This is a genomic window from Bacillus sp. MD-5 (assembly GCF_002201875.1).
In the GTDB taxonomy this organism is placed as follows: domain Bacteria; phylum Bacillota; class Bacilli; order Bacillales; family Bacillaceae; genus Bacillus; species Bacillus stercoris.
Genome location: NZ_CP021911.1, coordinates 3,115,811 through 3,134,786, shown reverse-complemented (window position 1 = coordinate 3,134,786; position 18,976 = coordinate 3,115,811). Strand labels below are relative to the sequence as shown.

The window sequence follows — 18,976 nt, the reverse complement described above, 5'->3', positions numbered from 1 at the left end:
TTTGTTTTCTGTTTGATATTTAGGTTCGTTCCACTTGTGTAAAACTTCATCAATTTCACCGGATTCTTTCAATTTTTTTATTTCCTTCTTGTGACTCCTTGTATAAGTCATCTGCATGTTTTTATACAAATTGATATTCTTCCTTGCTCATTTCATAAATTTTTTAATCTCATCATCGGTCAATCCTTCTTCTTTTAACTCTTGGGTTCAGTTTGAACTCTTTGATCGGCAAGACTCGGGACCCCCTCTGCCTTTCCACTGCTTCCAAACCACATCCTAGAAATTAACATTGTTGTAAAGGACATGGTTGCTAACAAATATTTTCTCCTTTCATTATAATATTCTATATGCTAATTGTTAACTTTTATTATGAAACAACACAAATAGAAGATTGGTGACGCTTTAATTGAGAGTATGGACAGTGACAATTAGTCCAAATAACTCTCTTTCTTGATAAATCTTTCGCCATTGACGTCATCGACAGGTTACATAAACACTAAATGAATCTCTTATGTACCAATCAACCCCTTTTCAGACTCTGCTGTAATTTTAGGAAGCATTGAATACTTTTTCCTGTAAATAGTACTAAATCACCGTCTATTCCAAAAAGTCAAAAATGAGTGGGTTTAGCAACCCGTTAACAAGCACTAAGTTGTTCTGTATGTCAAGTTTTTCGGACTTTCAATTGCTCCTGTTACGATTGCTATTTTTTTATTCATCCTAACCCTCCTATTAAACTGCTACAGCTATTGTACTATCCTGAATACGAAATGACGCCTGTAATAGAAATTTTTATACAATAATTCAGAATTGTTCTATAATGGAACGAAAGAAGGAAAGGGGTTTTGTGATATGGCGCTGCAAGGGGTAGACCAAAAATGGGATCTTGATTCATTTTTTAAGGGTGGGAGCCAATCAGAAGAATTCAAAGGGTATATTGAGAAGTTGTCACAAAGTCTGCGTGCATTTCAAGACATGACTGACGCGTTGCAGGTGCCTGCATCGTCTGAAGAGGCTGATGAGCTGGCCGCGTTGCTAGATTTATTCGAACAGACATCCGTCAAGCTTCAGCAGGCCGGCGCTTTCGTTGCTTGCCTTCAGGCCCAGAATATCAATGATCAAAAGGCTATAGAGCATCAGTCGCTTATGAATCGGCTTTACGCAGATTTTCAATCGTCACTCGTTACATTAGATCATAAACTTGTGGACGTAGATCAAGACGTGTGGAATGAATTGCTAACAAAACCGGGATTACGCGATATATCTTACATATTAAATGAAAGAAGACAGAGGGTTGCCGAAAAGCTTAGCCCAGGTAAAGAAAAACTGATCGGAAACCTTGCGGTGGATGGATATCACGCTTGGAGTGACTTATACAATATGGTAGTCGGGAAAATGACGATCCCGTATGAGGAAAACGGTGAAAACAAGCAATTGTCTGTCGGTCAGGCGGAGAATATGATGGACCATCAAGACCGAGCTGTCAGAAAAGCAGTTTTTGAACGTTTCCATCAAGCATGGGAAAGCAAGCAGGATCTTTTCAGCAGCACGCTGAATCATTTGGCGGGATTTCGGCTTGAAACCTATAAAGCGCGCGGCTGGGAGAATGTCCTGAAGGAACCGTTGCAGATCAACAGGATGAAAAAAGAAACACTTGATACGATGTGGCAGGTCATCACTGAAAACAAGCAGCCGTTCGTTCAGTTTTTGAACCGGAAAGCATCCATGCTCGGTCTTGAAAAGCTTAGCTGGTACGATGTTGAGGCGCCGATCGGTTCTGACGGAAAGGCCTATTCCTATGATGAAGCCGCGAATATTATTACCAGCCAGTTTTCAACTTTTGGCAAAAAGCTGTCCTCATTCACTGAAAAAGCGTTTCGGGACGGCTGGATTGAGGCGGAAGACAGAAGTGGAAAAAGAGTCGGCGGCTTTTGCACCAGTTTTCCTGACAGCGGGGAATCCCGGATTTTCATGACATTTTCGGGCAGCGCCTCAAATGTCTCTACTCTTGCGCATGAACTCGGGCACGCGTTCCATCAGGAAGCAATGCTCGACGTCAGGCCGTTAAACCGTTCCTACGCTATGAACGTTGCGGAAACGGCTTCAACGTTTGCAGAGATGATAGTCGCGGACGCGACTGTCCAGCAGGCCGAGACGAGGGAAGAAAAGCTTGTTCTTCTGGAGGATAAAGTGCAAAGAAGCGTTGCGTTCTTCATGAACATTCACGCGAGATTTTTATTCGAAACGAGATTCTACGAGGAACGAAAGCGGGGAGTGGTACCAGCCGGCCGCTTGAATGAACTGATGGAAGAGGCACAAAGAGAGGCTTACTGTAATGCGTTAGGAGAGTATCATCCGCTTTTTTGGGCATCAAAGCTTCACTTTCACATCACGAGGGTGCCGTTTTACAATTTCCCTTATACATTCGGCTACCTGTTTTCTCTTGGTATTTACGCGCTGGCGCTTGAAGAAAAAGACACATTTGAAGAGAAGTATATGGCGCTATTGCGTGATACGGCTTCTATGACCGTGGAGGATTTGGCGATGAAGCATTTGGGTGCTGACATCACGAAGCGCGATTTCTGGGAGAATGCCATCAAGCTGGCTGTGCGTGACGCCGAAACCTTTTTGCAAATGACCGAATCTTAAAGAAAAAGCCGTGGCGTTAAATGCCACGGCTTTTTCAATTCTTCTCTGAATGAGGATTTCATTCTCTGGATATACCTAAAACAAATGGAATCCTACAGGGGGGAAACATATGCATTTGATCAGAGCAGCCGGGGCTGTATGTCTCGCAGTGGTTCTGATTGCGGGCTGCCGTCTTCATGAAGACCAGCAGCAGGCAGAAGGAGAAAATACAACCGTCACCCAGCTGAAGTCCGTTCCCTACAGCAATTTTTCGCTTCGTGTAAGCTACGGGGATGGTGAGCATAATCGTTATGAAGGAATCTATACAAAGAACGGGACTCAGGAAAAAGCGGAAATACAAGATAAGCTCTCCGGTGTCAATCAGGAGGGAGAAGAAGCATTGGATGAGATGAAAATGATTCTGAGCGAACTTTCCGTGACAGATCAAATGGCTGAAACAGAAGTGATACACAGCGTACTGGCAGCATTTAATCTGGACAGTCATTATGATCATATCGATTTAAAACTAAAGCTGAAGGACGGCTCCATCAGAGAAATCAAGAAATAATCATGTGATAAATAAACCATAAACGCCAATTATGTCCAAAAAACTAATTGAAAATGATTTTCAAAGTCAGTGTTTTCTGCTACAATGAGGGATATATGACCATATCAAATGGCTGAATATCGGAATCACTTGCATTGATGACAATTGACTGAAAAGCATGTATATAGAAAACGTGCAATACATAGTGCTGCTAAAAGCCAGCAAAAAGGAGCGGTTATGGGTATGAGTGCAATTTCTACAGAAACGCTGAGCTTAGGATACGGGGATGCCGTTATTATTGATGAGTTGAATTTAACAATTCCCAAAGGTGAAATTACCGTATTTATTGGCAGCAATGGCTGCGGAAAATCGACACTTTTACGTTCATTAGCGCGCCTGATGAAGCCGAGAGGCGGTTCTGTGCTGCTGGAAGGAAGAGCCATTGCCAAGCTTCCGACGAAGGAAGTCGCAAAAGAGCTCGCCATCCTGCCTCAAGGTCCTTCGGCTCCAGAGGGGCTGACGGTGCACCAGCTGGTGAAGCAAGGAAGATATCCTTACCAAAACTGGCTGAAGCAGTGGTCAAAAGAGGATGAGGAAGCAGTTGAGAGAGCGCTTAAAGCAACAAAGCTTGAGGACATGGCTGACCGTGCCGTTGATTCTTTGTCTGGCGGACAGCGCCAGCGGGCTTGGATCGCGATGACGCTTGCCCAGGAAACGGATATCATCCTTCTAGACGAGCCGACGACGTATTTAGACATGACGCATCAAATTGAAATTCTTGATTTGCTGTTTGAGCTGAATGAAAAGGAAGAGCGGACGATTGTTATGGTTCTCCATGACTTAAACCTGGCATGCCGCTATGCGCATCATCTTGTGGCCATAAAAGATAAACAGATTTATGCAGAAGGCCGTCCGGAAGAGGTTATCACTTGTGACCTTGTGCAAAATGTGTTTTCTATGAACTGTCAGGTTACACAGGACCCGCTGTTCGGAACGCCTCTTTGCATTCCTCATGGCAGGGGCAGATGCATTGTTCAGGAAGCGGCTTTCACATCACATGGATAAATAACGCCAGCGAAGGAGCTTTCAATTGAGAAAGCTCCTTGCTGTTTTTTCGAAAGGAAGATGGAAAATGGAACAAAAACTTCAGGAACAGCTGGATGGATTGCTGGAAAAGTATACGGAACTTCTGCTTGGTGAAACAAACGACGAGCTAAAAGAAGAAGTGAAGCAATGGATTTTGTACACGCATATAGCCAAGAGCATGCCTCCGCTCGCTAAGCATTGGAATGCGACATATCCCGAGGCAAAGCAGGGCATTAAAGATGTCATTCAGCATATTAAAGAATTAAATGAAGCGCATCGAAACAAACAATAGCCAAAAAGCAGTCTGCTCATCATAGCAGGCTGCTTTTTTGTGATTCATCCGTTTTGTCTGGTGCAAAGGAATTCATAAAGGTCCGCAGCGCGCTGCTGATAAACGAATCTTTTCGAACAATAAATTCTGTTTTCATCTGTCTGAGTGTTTCAGGCAGCGGGTACAATTGAATCGATCCTTCTGCCTCATGCTTCTGCACAACCGTTCTAGGCAGCAACGAGATGCCAAGACCTGCTGTAACCCCGCCGATAATTGCTTCAAGCGTACCAAATTCCATAATGACCGGCTGTGTGACACCGACGGAGCGCAGCCATTTTTCAAGTGTTTCTCGATACGAGCAGCCTGTGCTGTATACGAGAATCGGCTTTGTGATGGCTTCTTCAACATCGGACACAGAGGCAGCCGAAACAACTACTGGTTCTTCCTCGAATGCCGGATAGGATTCGAGCTCAGGATGATTGCATTCGCATCCGATAAACGCGCCGTCCAATTCATAACGAAGAACTTTATCAAGGAGAAATTGCGTATGTCCTGTTGTTAAAGACAGCTGGACGTTTGGATGTTCTTCATAATAAGATGCCAGAAGCTTTGGAAGCCTTACCGCGGCAGTTGTCTGAGTGGAGCCGATCATAAGCGGCCCGCTTGGTTCTGCGGAGGATGAGAGCGCTTTAGACGCTTCATCAAGAAGGCCGATAATTTTATTTGCATAGTCCAGCAGCAGCTTTCCGCTTGCAGAAAGTGTCATGCCCCGATTATGGCGCAAAAACAGCGTCGTACCCAGTTCAGCTTCCAATTGTTGAATTCTGGCCGTGACATTCGATTGCACATAGCCAAGCTGCAAGGCCGCTTTCGTAATGGTCCCTTCACGGGCTACCATTTGAAACACACGTAAATCTCCGCTTTCCATTTTGAACTCCTCCGTTTATTTGATATCAATCCGAATGATATCAAGTATCTTTAACAATCATTATACGTAACATCAAAGCTGGATTACAATGGAATCAGAAATCTATTTTAGTCAACAGCAAGGAGTGGCGGCAATGAATGTCTTGAACAAAATAGCTCTCGTAACGGGGGGCGGCACAGGAATCGGAAAAGCAGCCAGTATGGAATTGGCAAAGCGCGGGGCGATTGTTGCGGTGAATTATTCACGTTCTCAATCAGAAGCGGAGGAAACAGTGGAAATGATTCAAAAAGCTGGCGGGCAAGCCTTCGCCATCCAAGCAGATGTATCCAGAAACAGCGAAGTGCAGGATATGATTCAAGCAATCGTGAACACACACAGAACGGTTGATATTTTAGTGAATAATGCCAGCATTACACGGCATATTCCAATGGATGATCTTGAGGCTGCGACAGAAGACATATGGGATGAGCTGTATGCCGTCAATGTGAAAGGAATGTTTTTCTGCGCGCGGGCAGTGGTTCCGTTCATGAAGAAAAGCAAGGCCGGAGCGATCGTAAACGTCGGCAGCATCGCAGGGTTAACCGGTGCGGGCTCATCTATGCCTTACGCAGTATCAAAATCGGCGGTGCACGGTTTAACGAAATCATTGGCCCACGCCTTAGCGCCTGACATCAGAGTGAGCGGTGTAGCACCAGGAGCTGTGGCAACGAGATGGTGGGCTGGCCGGGAAGAAAAAATGAAAAGCATGATCGGCTCTTTGCCGCTGCAGTATATTGCTGAACCAGATGATGTTGCCAAATTGATTTGTTCACTAGTTGAACAGGAATCACTCACAGGCCAAATCATCACAATTGACAGCGGACAGACGCTGTAAAGAGAGGGAAGCAGGGAGATGCCATTTGTACAGATTCATTTACGGACGGGAAGAAGCGAAGCGTGGCTTCAAAAACTGAGCAGGGCCATCCACCAATCGATGATTGAAGAAATCAATGTGCCGGAAGATGACTATTTTCAAGTCATCAGGCAATATGAAAAAGGCGAATTTTTCTATGATCCATTTTATCTCCAAGTTGAGCGTACTGATGAACTGATATACATTCATTTTACACTGAAACACTCAAGAACAACTGAACAGAAAAAAGCGCTTTACCGCTCAATCGCAAGCCGGATTCATTCCGAGCTTGGCGTAAGAAAAGAAGATGTGTTTATCATGCTGGCCGGAAATCAGGATGAGGATTGGTCTTTCGGAAATGGAAGGGCCCAGATGATTGAATAAAAAAACCCCGCGGTTTGATACCCGCGGGGTGCTCTATTAATGGGAAGGTGATTCAACGGCTTTTGCCGCTTTCTCTTTCACTTGTTCTCCCGTTTTCTTATTTGATAGTTTGATAGGTTTTAAGAACAATGTAAATACGGCTCCGACTGCGATAAAGATCAGGCCTGTATAAAACACGCTGTGGAGTGAATCCATCAACGATGTTTTTAAAATCGGCACAATATGGGATGAGAAAGCCGCAGGGATTTGTTTGACTGCGTCCGGACTGAACAGTGATTGCAGCAGCCCTTGCGGATTTGTATCAATCATACCCTTTAGCTGGGCGGCAAACGAGCTTGCCTGTGCCGGAAGAGAGTCTAAATACGGCACCAATTTATCTGTTAATAGATTTCCTGATCTCGCATTCATTACGGCTCCCAGCATGGTAATGCCGAATGTTCCGCCGATAGAACGGAAGAATTGGCTGGATGAGGTGACAACGCCAAGCTCCTCTTTCGAAAAGCTTTCCTGTAAAGCCAATGTCAGAATCGGCATAACAAGACCCATTCCAAGGCCAATAATCGCCATATATGATGTAGCGACAAGCTTGCTCGTGTCAAGATCCAATGTCGTTAACAGCAGGAATCCGCCGGCCATAATCAGCATGCCTGTAATGATTTGCGGTTTAATTCCGATTTTGTATACAAGCTGGCCGCCGATAATACTTGTGATAATCATAGAGATCATCATCGGTGTCATAATTGTACCCGATTCAGACGCACTTACACCGACAATTCCTTGCATAAAGAAAGGAACAAACGTAATGGCGCCAAACATACCGATACTCATAAAGAAGCCGATCAAGTTTAAAAAGGTAAATGTTCTGTTTTTAAATAAATACATTGGCAGGATTGGCTCTTTTGCTTTTGATTCTACGATAATAAAGCTGACAATGCCGATCAGTGCGAGAGCGAACAAACCAAGAATCTGCCATGAATCCCATGCGTAATCTTTCCCGCCAAAGCTTAAGGCGAGCAAGAGGCTGACAACACCGACAATCATCGTGAAAATACCAGCGATGTCGAAGTTGATCGGACCAGTCTGCTGGCGTCCCTGTAATCCTCTTGCAATGAAAATAACCGCAATAATTCCGACTGGCAGGTTAATATAGAAAACCCATTTCCAGTTTAACGAGTCTACAATCCAGCCGCCGATTTGCGGTCCAATTACTGAAGCCAGCCCGTAAATCGCGCCAAAGACCCCTTGGAATTTAGCACGCTGTTTTCCTGTGAACAAGTCACCGATAACAATCATCGCCATCGGCATCATGATGCCTCCGCCGATTCCCTGCAGTCCACGGAAGATAATCAATTCTGTCATGTTGTTGGCCATTCCGCATAAGGCAGAAGCGGCCATAAAAATAATCAAACCTGATACATAGACAATGCGGCGTCCCAATAAATCAGCCAGCTTGCCGGCAATTGGAACAATGGTTGTTGATGTTAACAAATATGCAGTTGTCAGCCAGGTCATCATGCTCAAACCGCCCAGATCACCGACAATTTTCGGCATGGCCGTTCCGACAATGGTACCGTCAAGGGCTGAAAAAAACATAGCAATAATTAAGCCTGTTATTAATAGCGTCCGTTTGGATTGTTTGCCTTCTTTACTCATTTTCATCCGTTTCCTCTTTTCATGTTTTGCTTTTCATCCGTTTCCGCTGCTGCCTGTGCGAGCTTTGCTGTAATATGCGCCGCCTGAAGCATCTCCTCCTCCGTCAAAAAGGAAAGATAGCGCGCCATAATGGCCTTTCTGCCTGCCAAAATCTCCTCGAACTTTCTGTCTCCTTCATCAGTAAGACTGAGATCAATCACTCGCCTGTCTTTTGTATTGTGTGTTCTGGCGATAAGATTTTTTTGTTCAAGGCGATCTGCCATTAACGTCACCGCGCTTGGCTTCACCTCCATACGCTCGGCAATTTCAGAAATTTTGAGGCTGCCGTGTTTCTTTAGGCTGGCCAGCACAAACAGCTGCGCTGGGGTGACACCTTGTTTCTCCATGCTTTCCAGCATTTCAGGCTGTATCTTTTGAAAGAGCGCCTGAAGCGATAATTGGATATCGGACATTAACTGATCCGCACTCTTCATATTCAATTCCCCTCTGTTACATACACTGTATATATATTTTGATGACAAAATAGTTAATGCTTATTAAATATAAATAAGCGTAAATGAAAAGTCAACTGATTTTACACAAAAAAAAGGATAGATGCCCGAAAGAACATCGTATCCTTTTTCTAATATTGTTATTGCTGATAAGGAGACTGCTGCTGAATGGTCTGCTGGAATTTTTGATAGGATTGCTGCAGCTTTTGGGCATCCTCCGCTTCAACAGAATACCATCCATATTGGAACATGAGGTCATACAGTTTTCTTTGCGCTTTTTGTGACTCATCAAAAATGGATTGAATATCCTGATAAAGAGACTCGTGGCTGAATTCGTGCAAGGCTGTGCAATAAGCTGTTGTCATGTATTTTTCGGTTGTCAGCAGTTCGTTGACGAAATCTCTGTCATTCATTTCCGATGTTGTCGGTACAGGTGTCTGAGGGTTGCTGATTTTTTGATTTTGTTGATTCATTCTGACGCCTCCTTATTGGATGTAGCCGGACTGCTGCTGCCCTGGCTGCAGGTGCTTTAATATTCTTTGATAGTGATCATGATGCATGTGTCCGACGCGATCGAGTTCTTGCTTTAACGTTTGATCCTGGCACTGCTGCGCCATGAAATGCGCTTTTTTCATCGCGAGCAAATTCCAGTTCAGCATGTCATTGAGATACAAATGATCCTTTGTCGAAATAACGGAAGGCGGCATTTGAGATTGCTGCTGATTGTCCATTGTGATCCTCCTTTGATTTCAGTTCATTTTATAGTTTCCTTCAGACTGGGAGTTGTATACAGGTGTTTTGAAGATGATGGCGGGAGGGAGTCGGATGTTGAGACATGTGTTTTTATTTTTATCTCAAAATAAAACGCTTACCAAGTTCGCAAAAGCATATGGAAAGAGGCTTGGAGCACGAAGATTTGTCGCAGGGGATACGATTGAATCGGCAGTTAAGACCGTCAAAAGGCTAAACAGATCCGGTTTGTGTGCAACAATTGATTATTTAGGCGAGTATGCAGCTTCGGAAAAAGAAGCGAACCAAGTCGCAGAGGAATGCAAGAAAGCCATTCAAGCCATTGCCGAACATCAATTGGAGTCGGAGCTTTCACTTAAACTCACCTCAATTGGGCTCGATCTTTCAGAAGAACTTGCTCTTACTCATTTGCGCGCCATTCTTTCCGTTGCGAAGCAATATAATGTTGCTGTGACCATTGATATGGAAGACTATTCTCATTATGAACAGACACTTTCTATTTACAGGCAATGCAAACAGGAATTTGAGAAGCTTGGCACGGTCATTCAGGCGTATCTGTACAGGGCGGCAGAAGATATTAGAAAGATGCGTGACGTAAAGCCGAATCTCAGACTTGTGAAAGGCGCTTATAAAGAATCTGCGGCTGTAGCGTTTCCTGACAAAAAAGGAACAGACCTACATTTTCAGAGCTTAATAAAGCTGCAGCTATTAAGCGGGAACTACACGGCTGTCGCCACACATGACGATGACATTATTGCATTTACGAAACAGCTCGTCGACGAACATCAAATCCCCGCATCGCAATTTGAGTTTCAAATGCTATACGGCATCAGGCCAGAGCGTCAGAAGGAACTCGCGAAAGAAGGCTACAGAATGCGTGTGTATGTCCCATATGGAACAGACTGGTTCAGCTACTTTATGAGAAGAATTGCCGAACGGCCCGCCAATGCAGCATTTGTGTTAAAAGGAATTCTGAAAAAGTGAAAGCAGCCGCGGGAAGCAGCTGCATTATGATTGTTCCATGTTATGTTTTTTATACTGTTGATTTTGACTTGTCCGTTTTCCGCCGCCGTAATGCTGAGTCGGACCGGCATCTCCCTTTACGCTCGCCGCGCTGACTGCCGCAGAAGACGGATTTTTTTTCTCTCGCACCATTCCCTTCACCTCCGGGCTTAAGTTACCCGTCTTTTATAGGCTTCATACAAAAAAATAACAAATTAGCTATTGAAGTCGAACCGGAAATCTTTTAAGATGAAAGAAGAAACGGGTTTCATTTTTTTTAGTCAAAAAATGAATGACTATTCATTCAATGTTCAAGGGGGATATCTCATGCACAAACACATTCGGAAGGCAGCCGTTTTAGGATCGGGGGTAATGGGTTCCGGGATTGCGGCGCATTTGGCTAACATTGGAATTCCTGTCCTGCTGCTAGATATTGTGCCGAACGATTTGACAAAGGAAGAGGAAAAAAAGGGGCTGACGAAGGACAGTCCGGAGGTGCGCAGCAGGCTTAGCCGGCAGGCGGTGAAAAAACTGCTGAAACAAAAGCCCGCTCCCCTCACATCAGCGAAAAACACCTCCTATATTACACCGGGCAATCTGGAGGATGATGCAGAAAAACTGAAAGAAGCAGATTGGATTATTGAGGTCGTTGTCGAAAACCTTGAAGTCAAAAAGAAAATTTTCGCTCTTGTGGATGAACATCGAAAGACTGGAAGCATCGTCTCAAGCAACACATCCGGCATATCAGTGCAGGAAATGGCTGAAGGCCGGTCGGATGATTTTAAAGCCCATTTTCTTGGAACGCATTTTTTTAATCCCGCACGCTATTTAAAGCTGCTGGAGATCATTCCGATTAAGGAAACGGATCCAGATGTTTTAAAGTTTATGACAGCTTTCGGAGAAAATGTCCTCGGTAAAGGCGTTGTTACAGCAAAGGACACACCGAACTTTATCGCAAACCGCATCGGAACATTCGGGCTTCTTGTGACAGTCCAAGAAATGCTGAAAGGCGGCTATCAGGTTGGAGAGGTTGATTCGATCACAGGTCCGCTGATCGGCAGGCCAAAAAGCGCCACCTTCAGAACGCTTGATGTTGTCGGCCTCGATACATTCGCCCACGTTGCCCGAAATGTGTATGACAAAGCCGATGGCGATGAGAAAGAAGTGTTTCGCCTTCCAAGCTTCATGAACGATATGCTGGAAAAAGGGTGGATCGGAAGTAAGGCCGGCCAAGGCTTTTATAAAAAAGAAGGAAAAATTATTTATGAGCTTGACCCAGTGACGCTTACTTATGGCGAGCGGACAAAAATGAAAACACCGGCACTTGAAGCGGCAAAACAGGCAAAAGGGACAAAGGCCAAAATGAAAGCGCTTATTTATTCGGATGACAGGGCCGGCCGATTGCTGTGGAATATCACTTCTCAAACCCTGCTTTACTCAGCCGAGCTGCTCGGTGAGATTGCCGATGATATTCATGCGATTGACCAAGCCATGAAGTGGGGATTCGGCTGGGAGCTGGGGCCTTTTGAAATGTGGGACGCCATCGGCCTCAGGCAGTCAGCGGAAAAGCTTGAGCAGCTTGGAGCAGATATGCCTGGCTGGATAAAAGAGATGCTGGACAAAGGAAATGAAACCTTCTACATCAAAGAGAACGGAACGGTATTTTATTATGACCGCGGCGAATACAGAGCCGTGAAAGAAAACAAAAAACGAATTCATTTACAAGCACTTAAAGAAACAAAAGGCGTGATTGCGAAAAACAGCGGAGCAAGCTTAATTGACCTTGGAGATGATGTGGCCCTTCTTGAATTTCATTCGAAAAGCAATGCGATCGGCCTCGATATCATTCAAATGATCCACAAAGGATTAGAGGAAACAGAACGGAATTACAAGGGCCTTGTCATCGGCAACCAAGGAAAAAATTTCTGCGTCGGCGCAAATCTCGCCATGATCTTAATGGAAGTCCAAGATGACAACTTTTTGGAAGTTGATTTTGTGATACGGCGTTTTCAGGAGACGATGATGAAGATCAAATACAGTGCGAAACCGGTCGTCGCCGCGCCATTTGGCATGACGCTCGGCGGAGGAACGGAAGTATGCCTGCCTGCGGCTCGCACTCAAGCAGCAAGCGAAGCCTATATGGGACTTGTAGAATCCGGTGTCGGCCTCATCCCTGGCGGAGGGGGAAACAAAGAGCTGTACATCAATCATCTTCGCCGCGGCCATGATCCGATGAATGCGGCAATGAAAACATTTGAAACAATTGCGATGGCGAAAGTGTCCGCTTCCGCCCAAGAGGCTCGTGAGATGAACATTTTAAAAGAAACCGATCACATTAGCGTGAATCAAGACCACCTGCTGTACGATGCGAAGCAGCTGGCCGCATCCTTATACGATACCGGCTGGCGGCCGCCTGTAAAAGAAAAGGTCAAGGTGCCGGGAGAAACTGGTTATGCAGCACTCTTGCTTGGCGCTGAGCAGATGAAACTGTCCGGCTATATATCTGAGCATGATTTCAAGATTGCGAAAAAACTCGCTTATGTCATTGCGGGCGGAAAAGTGCCGTTCGGTACAGAGGTTGATGAAGAGTATTTATTGGAGATCGAAAGAGAAGCGTTTTTGAGTTTAGCGGGAGAGGCAAAATCTCAAGCGAGAATGCAGCATATGCTTGTGAAAGGTAAACCTTTACGGAATTAGGAGGGAGCTTATGAAAGAGGCAGTCATTGTATCAGGTGCAAGAACACCGGTTGGGAAAGCAAAAAAAGGATCGTTGGCCACCGTTCGCCCGGATGATTTGGGAGCGATTTGCGTAAAAGAAACGCTGAAACGGGCAGGCGGCTACGAAGGCAATATTGATGACTTGATTATCGGCTGTGCAACACCTGAAGCGGAACAGGGGCTTAATATGGCGAGAAATATCGGGGCGCTCGCGGGATTGCCATACACGGTTCCGGCGATTACAGTCAACCGGTATTGCTCATCCGGCCTTCAGTCTATTGCATATGCGGCAGAAAAAATTATGCTCGGCGCCTATGATACAGCGATTGCTGGCGGAGCAGAATCCATGTCACAGGTGCCGATGATGGGGCATGTCACCCGGCCGAACCTTGCTTTGGCAGAACAGGCACCGGAATATTATATGAGCATGGGACATACAGCTGAGCAGGTTGCGAGAGAATACGGCGTCTCCCGTGAGGATCAAGATGCGTTTGCCGTTCGCAGCCATCAAAACGCCGCTAAAGCCCTTGCAGAAGGGAAATTTAAAGATGAGATTGTACCTGTCGAAGTGACGGTGACACAAATCGGAGAAAACCATAAGCCGCAGGAAAAACAATTCGTGTTTTCTCAGGATGAAGGCGTTCGCCCGCAAACGACTGCAGACATCTTAGCGACATTGCGCCCGGCCTTTTCCGTTGACGGAACGGTGACCGCGGGCAACTCCTCGCAGACGAGTGACGGAGCGGCGGCTGTCATGCTGATGGATCGGGAAAAAGCCGATGCTCTTGGCCTGGCCCCGCTTGTGAAATTCCGCTCCTTTGCAGTAGGCGGCGTGCCGCCGGAAGTCATGGGAATCGGGCCGGTTGAAGCAATTCCGCGCGCTTTGAAGCTTGCCGGCCTTCAGCTGCAGGACATCGGCTTGTTTGAATTGAACGAAGCTTTTGCCTCACAGGCCATTCAAGTGATCAGAGAATTGGGAATTGATGAAGAAAAAGTGAATGTCAACGGGGGCGCAATCGCGCTTGGGCACCCGCTTGGCTGTACGGGCACAAAGCTTACACTCTCACTCATCCATGAAATGAAACGGAGAAACGAGCAATTTGGAGTCGTGACCATGTGTATCGGCGGCGGGATGGGAGCGGCCGGTGTATTTGAATTATGCTAAAGGGGGAAAAACAAATGGCAAAAAAAACGGCTGACGTACTAAAAGGCGGCGGATTCTTAATCGAGGATGTCACATACGATCAAATGTATACACCGGAGGATTTCACTGACGAGCATAAAATGATTGCGAAAACAACAGAGGATTATATCGAGCAAGATGTTCTCCCTCATATAGATGACATTGAAAACCATCAATTTGAGCATTCTGTCAGACTGTTGAAGAAAGCGGGCGAACTAGGGCTGCTTGGCGCCGATGTGCCGGAAGAATACGGCGGGCTCGGCCTAGATAAGATCAGCTCGGCGCTCATCACTGAGAAATTTTCTCGTGCGGGAAGCTTTTCTCTTTCCTATGGCGCGCATGTCGGCATCGGTTCCTTGCCGATCGTCTTTTTCGGATCAGAAGAACAAAAGAAAAAATATTTGCCTGGCCTCGCTTCAGGCGAAAAGATCGCGGCTTATGCTCTGACTGAGCCTGGCTCTGGGTCTGATGCACTTGGAGCAAAAACAACAGCCGTGCTGAACGAAGCAGGAACGCATTATGTATTAACTGGGGAAAAACAGTGGATTACCAACTCTGCTTTTGCCGATGTTTTTGTGGTTTACGCTAAAGTGGATGGCGACAAGTTTTCAGCCTTTATTGTAGAAAAAGAGTTCCCGGGTGTCTCCACGGGACCGGAAGAAAAGAAAATGGGAATCAAAGGATCATCGACGAGGACCCTCATTTTGGATCAAGCTGAAGTGCCGAAGGAAAACCTGCTCGGAGAAATCGGCAAAGGGCATGTCATCGCCTTTAATATTTTAAACATTGGCCGCTACAAACTGGCGGTTGGCACAATTGGCGCATCTAAACGGGTCATCGAGCTGTCTGCGGCATACGCAAATCAGCGCCGCCAATTTAAAACCCCGATTGCAGGTTTTTCATTGACACAGGAAAAAATCGGGACAATGGCCTCAAGGCTGTATGCGATGGAAAGCTCTGTATACAGAACCGTCGGGCTGTTTGAAGACAATATGAGCCAGTTCACGGCCGAAGATCTCAAGGACGGCCGGCAAATCGCCAAGTCAATTGCGGAATACGCCATCGAATGCTCTCTGAATAAGGTGTTTGGCTCTGAAACGCTTGATTATATTGTTGATGAAGGCGTTCAGATTCATGGAGGCTACGGCTTTATGCAGGAGTACGAAGTAGAAAGAGCCTATAGGGATTCAAGGATCAATCGAATTTTTGAAGGCACAAACGAAATCAATCGATTAATCGTGCCAAGCACTTTCCTGAAAAAAGCGCTAAAAGGCGAGCTGCCTCTATTTGAAAAAGCGCAATCGCTGCAGGAAGAACTCATGATGCTTATGCCTGAAGAGCCTGGAAGCGGCGTCTTAGAGCAGGAGAAATATATTGTCAAGCAAGCGAAAAAAATTGCGTTGTTTGCTGCCGGCCTAGCCGCGCAAAAATACGGAAAAGCCATCGATCATGAGCAAGAAATTCTCGTGAACGTCGCGGATATCGTCAGCAATGTATACGCAATGGAATCGGCCGTGCTCAGAACGGAAAAGGCCATTGCAGCACAAGGCGCTGAAAAAGCTGCGCAAAAGGTGCTGTACACAGAAATTTTCGTTCAAGAAGCCTTTAACGAAATTGAAGCGCATGCGAAGGAATCCCTTATCGCCATGGAAGAAGGAGACTCCCTCCGCATGATGCTTTCCGCTCTGCGAAAGCTGACACGCGTAACGCCTAAAAACGTGATTCAGAAAAAACGCGAGGCGGCGGCAGGCATTTTTGAGGCTAAGAAATATATTGTCTGATTGGCCATGAGCTCCGCATGCGCGGAGCTCTTTTTTAAGAAGCACTGTTTTAGGTTTTTAAAACAAACTGTGTTAAAATAACCTCGATTATTTTATTGAGGGGGAAGAAGATGTCGTTAACTTTTTACTGGTACCCTAAATGCGGAACGTGCCGCAAAGCAAAGAAGTGGCTTGAAGAGCATGGGAAAGAAATAAACGAAATACATATTGCAGAGCAGCCGCCAAGCAAAGAAGAATTAAAAGCGCTTTATGAAAAAAGCGGGCTGGATCTCAAGAAATTTTTCAACACGAGCGGCATGAAATACCGCGAGCTCAATCTCAAGGAAAAGCTGTATCACATGTCAGAGGACGAACAGCTCGAACTGCTGGCTTCAGACGGAATGCTGATCAAACGCCCGCTTACAACAGACGGCGAAAAAGTGACTGTCGGATTTAAAGAAGACCAATTTGAAGAAAACTGGGCTTAATGTAAATTTTTTTTGAAAAGTGTGGTATCTTCTTATTGTAGTGCTGTAAAAAATGGAGGGATTCAATTGAGCATACCAAAAGATTTGCGTTACTCAGGAGAACACGAATGGGTAAAAGTTGAAGGAGAAAAAGCCAGAATCGGAATTACGCATTTTGCCCAGTCCGAGCTAGGCGACATCGTGTTTGTCGAACTTCCTGAAGTGGGCGCTGAAATCAAAGCGGACGAGCCATTCGGCAGTGTTGAATCCGTTAAAACGGTATCTGAGCTTTATGCGCCGATTAACGGAACTGTTGTGGAAGTAAACGAAGATCTTGATGACAGTCCGGAATTCGTCAACGAATCTCCGTACGAAAAAGCATGGATGATCGTCGTTGAGCCGACTGACGCTTCTGAAATTGAAAAACTGATGACAGCAGAGCAATACGAAGAGATGACACAAGAAGACTAAAACAGGATAGCCGTAAAAGCAATTGGACACGCTAACGTTATGGGAGGTGTCCAATATGGCTTTCGACAAACAAAAGCTCGATGTCACCAACGACGTGACAGGCCGCTTTCAAAATGGCCGGCTCTCGTTATATCATGATAATGAGATGATCGGCCAAATGACAAGCATGAATGAATATGAGCTTAAGTCCGGTTATTCCTTTGAAAATGAGAAGTTTTATAAGACAGCCGATGTGGTCTCTGGTGACGACGCAAAATATGTAGATTGTGACTACGAAAACGGCTGGTGTTAAATGTTGGCGGTGAATTTCACTGCCTTCTTTTACAATCTGAACGTTTCAAATTTGACGCGGCAGGTGAAGAAGATGGATGAGCTGGAAAAGGTTATGATTGTCGAGGGGAAATCAGATAAAGAGAAAATCGAAAGCGTCCTGAATGAACCGGTGCGCATTATCTGCACAAACGGAACAATCAGCCAGCTGAAGCTTGAGGAATTGGCTGACGAGCTTTATGATAAAGACGTCTATATATTAGTTGATGCTGATGAATCAGGCGAGAAATTGAGAAAACAGCTGAAGCGTGAATTTAATGAAGCCTGCCATCTCCATATCGACAGAACCTATAAGGAAGTAGCGGCTGCGCCCAGGCACCATGTCGCCTCTGTCTTGCTGCGTGCGAATCTGAATGTCCAAACTATTTTTCTTGAAAGAAAGTCCCGAGGTGTATAGCATGAAAGAACTCCAAGAACACGAACTTGATCACATTGAAGATGATGTGTACCTTCTATATTTATATACTCCGTTTTGCGGCACCTGCCAGCTTGCAAGCAAAATGCTGACAGTGGTGAAAGAAATGCTGCCTGATGTCGCCTTCTATCAAAACAATGTCAATTACTCTCCGACATTTGCAAAAGCATATCAAATTGAAAGTGTCCCTTGTTTTCTGCTGTTTAAAGGCGGAAAGGTGGTCGAAAGAGGATATGCGTTTCATTCCGTTTCTTATTTATATGAGCTGATCAAACAAAAATCATCTTCCGCATCCCAATTATGACATATTTCTCAGCATATCCAACGAAATTGTCGTTCGTTTTATAAAGGGGTTCTTGCGACAGAGAGAGAAATGTGTATGTATGACCAACAAATAGGAGGTTGTACATATGGAGAAAGCGGAAGTTTTAGAAGATGAGTATCAGCATCTGTTTTTAAAACCCCTTTTGAATGCCTCAACATTGCTCATTACCTTTCAAGGAGAAGCAGAAGCCTTAACCGTCTCAATAAACGAACAGGGAGAAATGAAAAAAGTTTCTCCGCCCCAAACGTCCAACCTGACCTTTTACGGAAACCAAACGGAAATTATTGATTTATTGCACGGAGACATTTCTCTTCAGCACCTGATTCAGAGCGGAAGCCTCAAAGTAAAGGGGTCATTCAGGGCCCTGTTAAAGCTAGAAGCCATTCTCTGGCTGACAAATGGATTTTTTCAGAGGATTTCAAAGAATTGAAAAATAATAAATTATTATAATAGTAAAAGTTGTCATCATTTATTTTATTGACATTTAATCATTCGCCGTGCTATTCTACATTAAGAATTTCCGGACGAAAAAGACTATATATTTCTCTTATCAAGAGAGGTGGAGGGAAGTGCCCTATGAAGCCCGGCAACCATCAACGCTGTTGAAATGGTGCCAATTCACACGAAGCGTTCAGCTTTGAAAGATGAGAGAAAGGCATTTTATATAAGCCTTTC

Annotated in this window: 22 protein-coding genes and 1 riboswitch; of the genes, 16 read left to right on the top strand and 6 right to left on the bottom strand. The window is 45.2% G+C overall.

Annotation, left to right across the window (positions count from 1 at the left end; translation table 11 throughout):
• Window positions 1–852: 852 nt before the first annotated feature.
• The 4 genes from CDO84_RS15915 (at window position 853) to CDO84_RS15900 (ending at window position 4,553) form a co-directional block, all read left to right on the top strand.
• Window positions 853–2,649, top strand: a complete 1,797-nt coding sequence (locus CDO84_RS15915) for a M3 family oligoendopeptidase (RefSeq protein WP_040081878.1) — start codon at window positions 853–855, stop codon at window positions 2,647–2,649.
• Window positions 2,650–2,758: 109 nt separating this feature from the next.
• Entirely contained in the window at window positions 2,759–3,196 is a 438-nt protein-coding gene (locus CDO84_RS15910) for a YusW family protein (RefSeq protein ID WP_040081879.1), read from the top strand.
• 216 nt (window positions 3,197–3,412) lie between these two features.
• The gene (locus tag CDO84_RS15905) at window positions 3,413–4,240 is read left to right on the top strand and encodes an ABC transporter ATP-binding protein (RefSeq protein WP_079288351.1); all 828 of its coding nucleotides are present in this window, start codon (window positions 3,413–3,415) and stop codon (window positions 4,238–4,240) included.
• 25 nt (window positions 4,241–4,265) lie between these two features.
• Window positions 4,266–4,553 carry a YusU family protein gene (locus CDO84_RS15900; protein WP_080487994.1) on the top strand — a complete coding sequence of 96 codons (288 nt, stop codon included), beginning with the start codon at window positions 4,266–4,268 and terminating at the stop codon, window positions 4,551–4,553.
• A gap of 19 nt (window positions 4,554–4,572) precedes the next feature.
• On the opposite strand, the gene CDO84_RS15895 is transcribed toward CDO84_RS15900, so the two are convergent.
• Window positions 4,573–5,460 carry a LysR family transcriptional regulator gene (locus CDO84_RS15895; RefSeq protein ID WP_014665322.1) on the bottom strand — a complete coding sequence of 296 codons (888 nt, stop codon included), beginning with the start codon at window positions 5,458–5,460 and terminating at the stop codon, window positions 4,573–4,575.
• Between the two features lie 133 nt (window positions 5,461–5,593).
• On the opposite strand from CDO84_RS15895, the gene CDO84_RS15890 reads away from it, so the two are divergent.
• Window positions 5,594–6,334, top strand: a complete 741-nt coding sequence (locus CDO84_RS15890; RefSeq protein WP_040081880.1) for an SDR family NAD(P)-dependent oxidoreductase — start codon at window positions 5,594–5,596, stop codon at window positions 6,332–6,334.
• Window positions 6,335–6,352: 18 nt separating this feature from the next.
• Entirely contained in the window at window positions 6,353–6,736 is a 384-nt protein-coding gene (locus tag CDO84_RS15885) for a tautomerase family protein (protein WP_040081881.1), read from the top strand.
• A gap of 36 nt (window positions 6,737–6,772) precedes the next feature.
• On the opposite strand, the gene mdtP is transcribed toward CDO84_RS15885, so the two are convergent.
• The 4 genes from mdtP to CDO84_RS15865 form a co-directional block, all read right to left on the bottom strand.
• Window positions 6,773–8,395: a multidrug efflux MFS transporter MdtP gene (gene mdtP / locus CDO84_RS15880; RefSeq protein ID WP_014665319.1), complete on the bottom strand. Its 1,623-nt coding sequence runs from the start codon at window positions 8,393–8,395 to the stop codon at window positions 6,773–6,775.
• On the bottom strand, window positions 8,392–8,862 hold the full coding sequence (gene mdtR, locus CDO84_RS15875) for a MarR family transcriptional regulator MdtR (protein ID WP_014665318.1): 471 nt from the start codon (window positions 8,860–8,862) through the stop codon (window positions 8,392–8,394). The genes mdtP and mdtR overlap by 4 nt, the downstream gene beginning before the upstream one ends.
• 158 nt (window positions 8,863–9,020) lie before the next feature.
• Complete coding sequence (locus tag CDO84_RS15870; protein WP_003222766.1) at window positions 9,021–9,353, bottom strand: spore coat protein; 333 nt, start codon at window positions 9,351–9,353, stop codon at window positions 9,021–9,023.
• Window positions 9,354–9,365: 12 nt separating this feature from the next.
• The gene (locus CDO84_RS15865) at window positions 9,366–9,611 is read right to left on the bottom strand and encodes a hypothetical protein (protein WP_003228567.1); all 246 of its coding nucleotides are present in this window, start codon (window positions 9,609–9,611) and stop codon (window positions 9,366–9,368) included.
• Window positions 9,612–9,705: 94 nt separating this feature from the next.
• On the opposite strand from CDO84_RS15865, the gene CDO84_RS15860 reads away from it, so the two are divergent.
• A complete protein-coding gene (locus CDO84_RS15860) occupies window positions 9,706–10,614 on the top strand; it encodes a proline dehydrogenase family protein (protein WP_040081884.1) in 909 nt (302 codons plus the stop codon).
• 24 nt (window positions 10,615–10,638) lie between these two features.
• Here the strand turns inward: CDO84_RS15860 and CDO84_RS15855 are convergent, their stop codons facing one another.
• On the bottom strand, window positions 10,639–10,785 hold the full coding sequence (locus CDO84_RS15855; RefSeq protein WP_003240817.1) for a YuzL family protein: 147 nt from the start codon (window positions 10,783–10,785) through the stop codon (window positions 10,639–10,641).
• Window positions 10,786–10,959: 174 nt separating this feature from the next.
• Here CDO84_RS15855 and CDO84_RS15850 point away from each other — a divergent pair, with 174 nt between their 5' ends.
• From CDO84_RS15850 to CDO84_RS15810, 9 genes are all read left to right on the top strand, one after another.
• Window positions 10,960–13,329, top strand: coding sequence for a 3-hydroxyacyl-CoA dehydrogenase/enoyl-CoA hydratase family protein (locus CDO84_RS15850; RefSeq protein ID WP_040082514.1), 2,370 nt, complete (start codon window positions 10,960–10,962; stop codon window positions 13,327–13,329).
• 10 nt (window positions 13,330–13,339) lie between these two features.
• A complete protein-coding gene (locus CDO84_RS15845; protein ID WP_040081885.1) occupies window positions 13,340–14,515 on the top strand; it encodes an acetyl-CoA C-acetyltransferase in 1,176 nt (391 codons plus the stop codon).
• 14 nt (window positions 14,516–14,529) lie between these two features.
• A complete protein-coding gene (gene fadE / locus CDO84_RS15840; protein WP_040081886.1) occupies window positions 14,530–16,314 on the top strand; it encodes an acyl-CoA dehydrogenase FadE in 1,785 nt (594 codons plus the stop codon).
• 110 nt (window positions 16,315–16,424) lie between these two features.
• Complete coding sequence (locus tag CDO84_RS15835) at window positions 16,425–16,781, top strand: arsenate reductase family protein (protein ID WP_003222779.1); 357 nt, start codon at window positions 16,425–16,427, stop codon at window positions 16,779–16,781.
• A gap of 66 nt (window positions 16,782–16,847) precedes the next feature.
• On the top strand, window positions 16,848–17,231 hold the full coding sequence (gene gcvH, locus CDO84_RS15830; protein WP_014665312.1) for a glycine cleavage system protein GcvH: 384 nt from the start codon (window positions 16,848–16,850) through the stop codon (window positions 17,229–17,231).
• Between the two features lie 55 nt (window positions 17,232–17,286).
• Window positions 17,287–17,523, top strand: coding sequence for a YusG family protein (locus CDO84_RS15825; RefSeq protein WP_003228581.1), 237 nt, complete (start codon window positions 17,287–17,289; stop codon window positions 17,521–17,523).
• Between the two features lie 72 nt (window positions 17,524–17,595).
• On the top strand, window positions 17,596–17,958 hold the full coding sequence (locus CDO84_RS15820) for a toprim domain-containing protein (protein WP_040081887.1): 363 nt from the start codon (window positions 17,596–17,598) through the stop codon (window positions 17,956–17,958).
• Between the two features lies 1 nt (window position 17,959).
• Window positions 17,960–18,280, top strand: coding sequence for a thioredoxin family protein (locus CDO84_RS15815; protein ID WP_040081889.1), 321 nt, complete (start codon window positions 17,960–17,962; stop codon window positions 18,278–18,280).
• Between the two features lie 106 nt (window positions 18,281–18,386).
• Window positions 18,387–18,731: an SCP2 sterol-binding domain-containing protein gene (locus CDO84_RS15810; protein WP_014665309.1), complete on the top strand. Its 345-nt coding sequence runs from the start codon at window positions 18,387–18,389 to the stop codon at window positions 18,729–18,731.
• 114 nt (window positions 18,732–18,845) lie between these two features.
• A riboswitch (SAM riboswitch) is annotated at window positions 18,846–18,952 on the top strand.
• Window positions 18,953–18,976 lie beyond the last annotated feature (24 nt).

Excerpts from the sequence above, each read along its gene's own strand:
- CDO84_RS15915 (WP_040081878.1), top strand. The coding sequence starts at position 853 with ATGGCGCTGCAAGGGGTAGACCAAAAATGGGATCTTGATTCATTTTTT.
- CDO84_RS15910 (WP_040081879.1), top strand. The coding sequence starts at position 2,759 with ATGCATTTGATCAGAGCAGCCGGGGCTGTATGTCTCGCAGTGGTTCTG.
- CDO84_RS15905 (WP_079288351.1), top strand. The coding sequence starts at position 3,413 with ATGGGTATGAGTGCAATTTCTACAGAAACGCTGAGCTTAGGATACGGG.
- CDO84_RS15895 (WP_014665322.1), bottom strand. The coding sequence starts at position 5,460 with ATGGAAAGCGGAGATTTACGTGTGTTTCAAATGGTAGCCCGTGAAGGG.
- CDO84_RS15890 (WP_040081880.1), top strand. The coding sequence starts at position 5,594 with ATGAATGTCTTGAACAAAATAGCTCTCGTAACGGGGGGCGGCACAGGA.
- CDO84_RS15885 (WP_040081881.1), top strand. The coding sequence starts at position 6,353 with ATGCCATTTGTACAGATTCATTTACGGACGGGAAGAAGCGAAGCGTGG.
- mdtP (WP_014665319.1), bottom strand. The coding sequence starts at position 8,395 with ATGAAAATGAGTAAAGAAGGCAAACAATCCAAACGGACGCTATTAATA.
- mdtR (WP_014665318.1), bottom strand. The coding sequence starts at position 8,862 with ATGAAGAGTGCGGATCAGTTAATGTCCGATATCCAATTATCGCTTCAG.
- CDO84_RS15870 (WP_003222766.1), bottom strand. The coding sequence starts at position 9,353 with ATGAATCAACAAAATCAAAAAATCAGCAACCCTCAGACACCTGTACCG.
- CDO84_RS15865 (WP_003228567.1), bottom strand. The coding sequence starts at position 9,611 with ATGGACAATCAGCAGCAATCTCAAATGCCGCCTTCCGTTATTTCGACA.
- CDO84_RS15860 (WP_040081884.1), top strand. The coding sequence starts at position 9,706 with ATGTTGAGACATGTGTTTTTATTTTTATCTCAAAATAAAACGCTTACC.
- CDO84_RS15855 (WP_003240817.1), bottom strand. The coding sequence starts at position 10,785 with ATGGTGCGAGAGAAAAAAAATCCGTCTTCTGCGGCAGTCAGCGCGGCG.
- CDO84_RS15850 (WP_040082514.1), top strand. The coding sequence starts at position 10,960 with ATGCACAAACACATTCGGAAGGCAGCCGTTTTAGGATCGGGGGTAATG.
- CDO84_RS15845 (WP_040081885.1), top strand. The coding sequence starts at position 13,340 with ATGAAAGAGGCAGTCATTGTATCAGGTGCAAGAACACCGGTTGGGAAA.
- fadE (WP_040081886.1), top strand. The coding sequence starts at position 14,530 with ATGGCAAAAAAAACGGCTGACGTACTAAAAGGCGGCGGATTCTTAATC.
- CDO84_RS15835 (WP_003222779.1), top strand. The coding sequence starts at position 16,425 with ATGTCGTTAACTTTTTACTGGTACCCTAAATGCGGAACGTGCCGCAAA.
- CDO84_RS15825 (WP_003228581.1), top strand. The coding sequence starts at position 17,287 with ATGGCTTTCGACAAACAAAAGCTCGATGTCACCAACGACGTGACAGGC.
- CDO84_RS15820 (WP_040081887.1), top strand. The coding sequence starts at position 17,596 with ATGGATGAGCTGGAAAAGGTTATGATTGTCGAGGGGAAATCAGATAAA.
- CDO84_RS15815 (WP_040081889.1), top strand. The coding sequence starts at position 17,960 with ATGAAAGAACTCCAAGAACACGAACTTGATCACATTGAAGATGATGTG.
- CDO84_RS15810 (WP_014665309.1), top strand. The coding sequence starts at position 18,387 with ATGGAGAAAGCGGAAGTTTTAGAAGATGAGTATCAGCATCTGTTTTTA.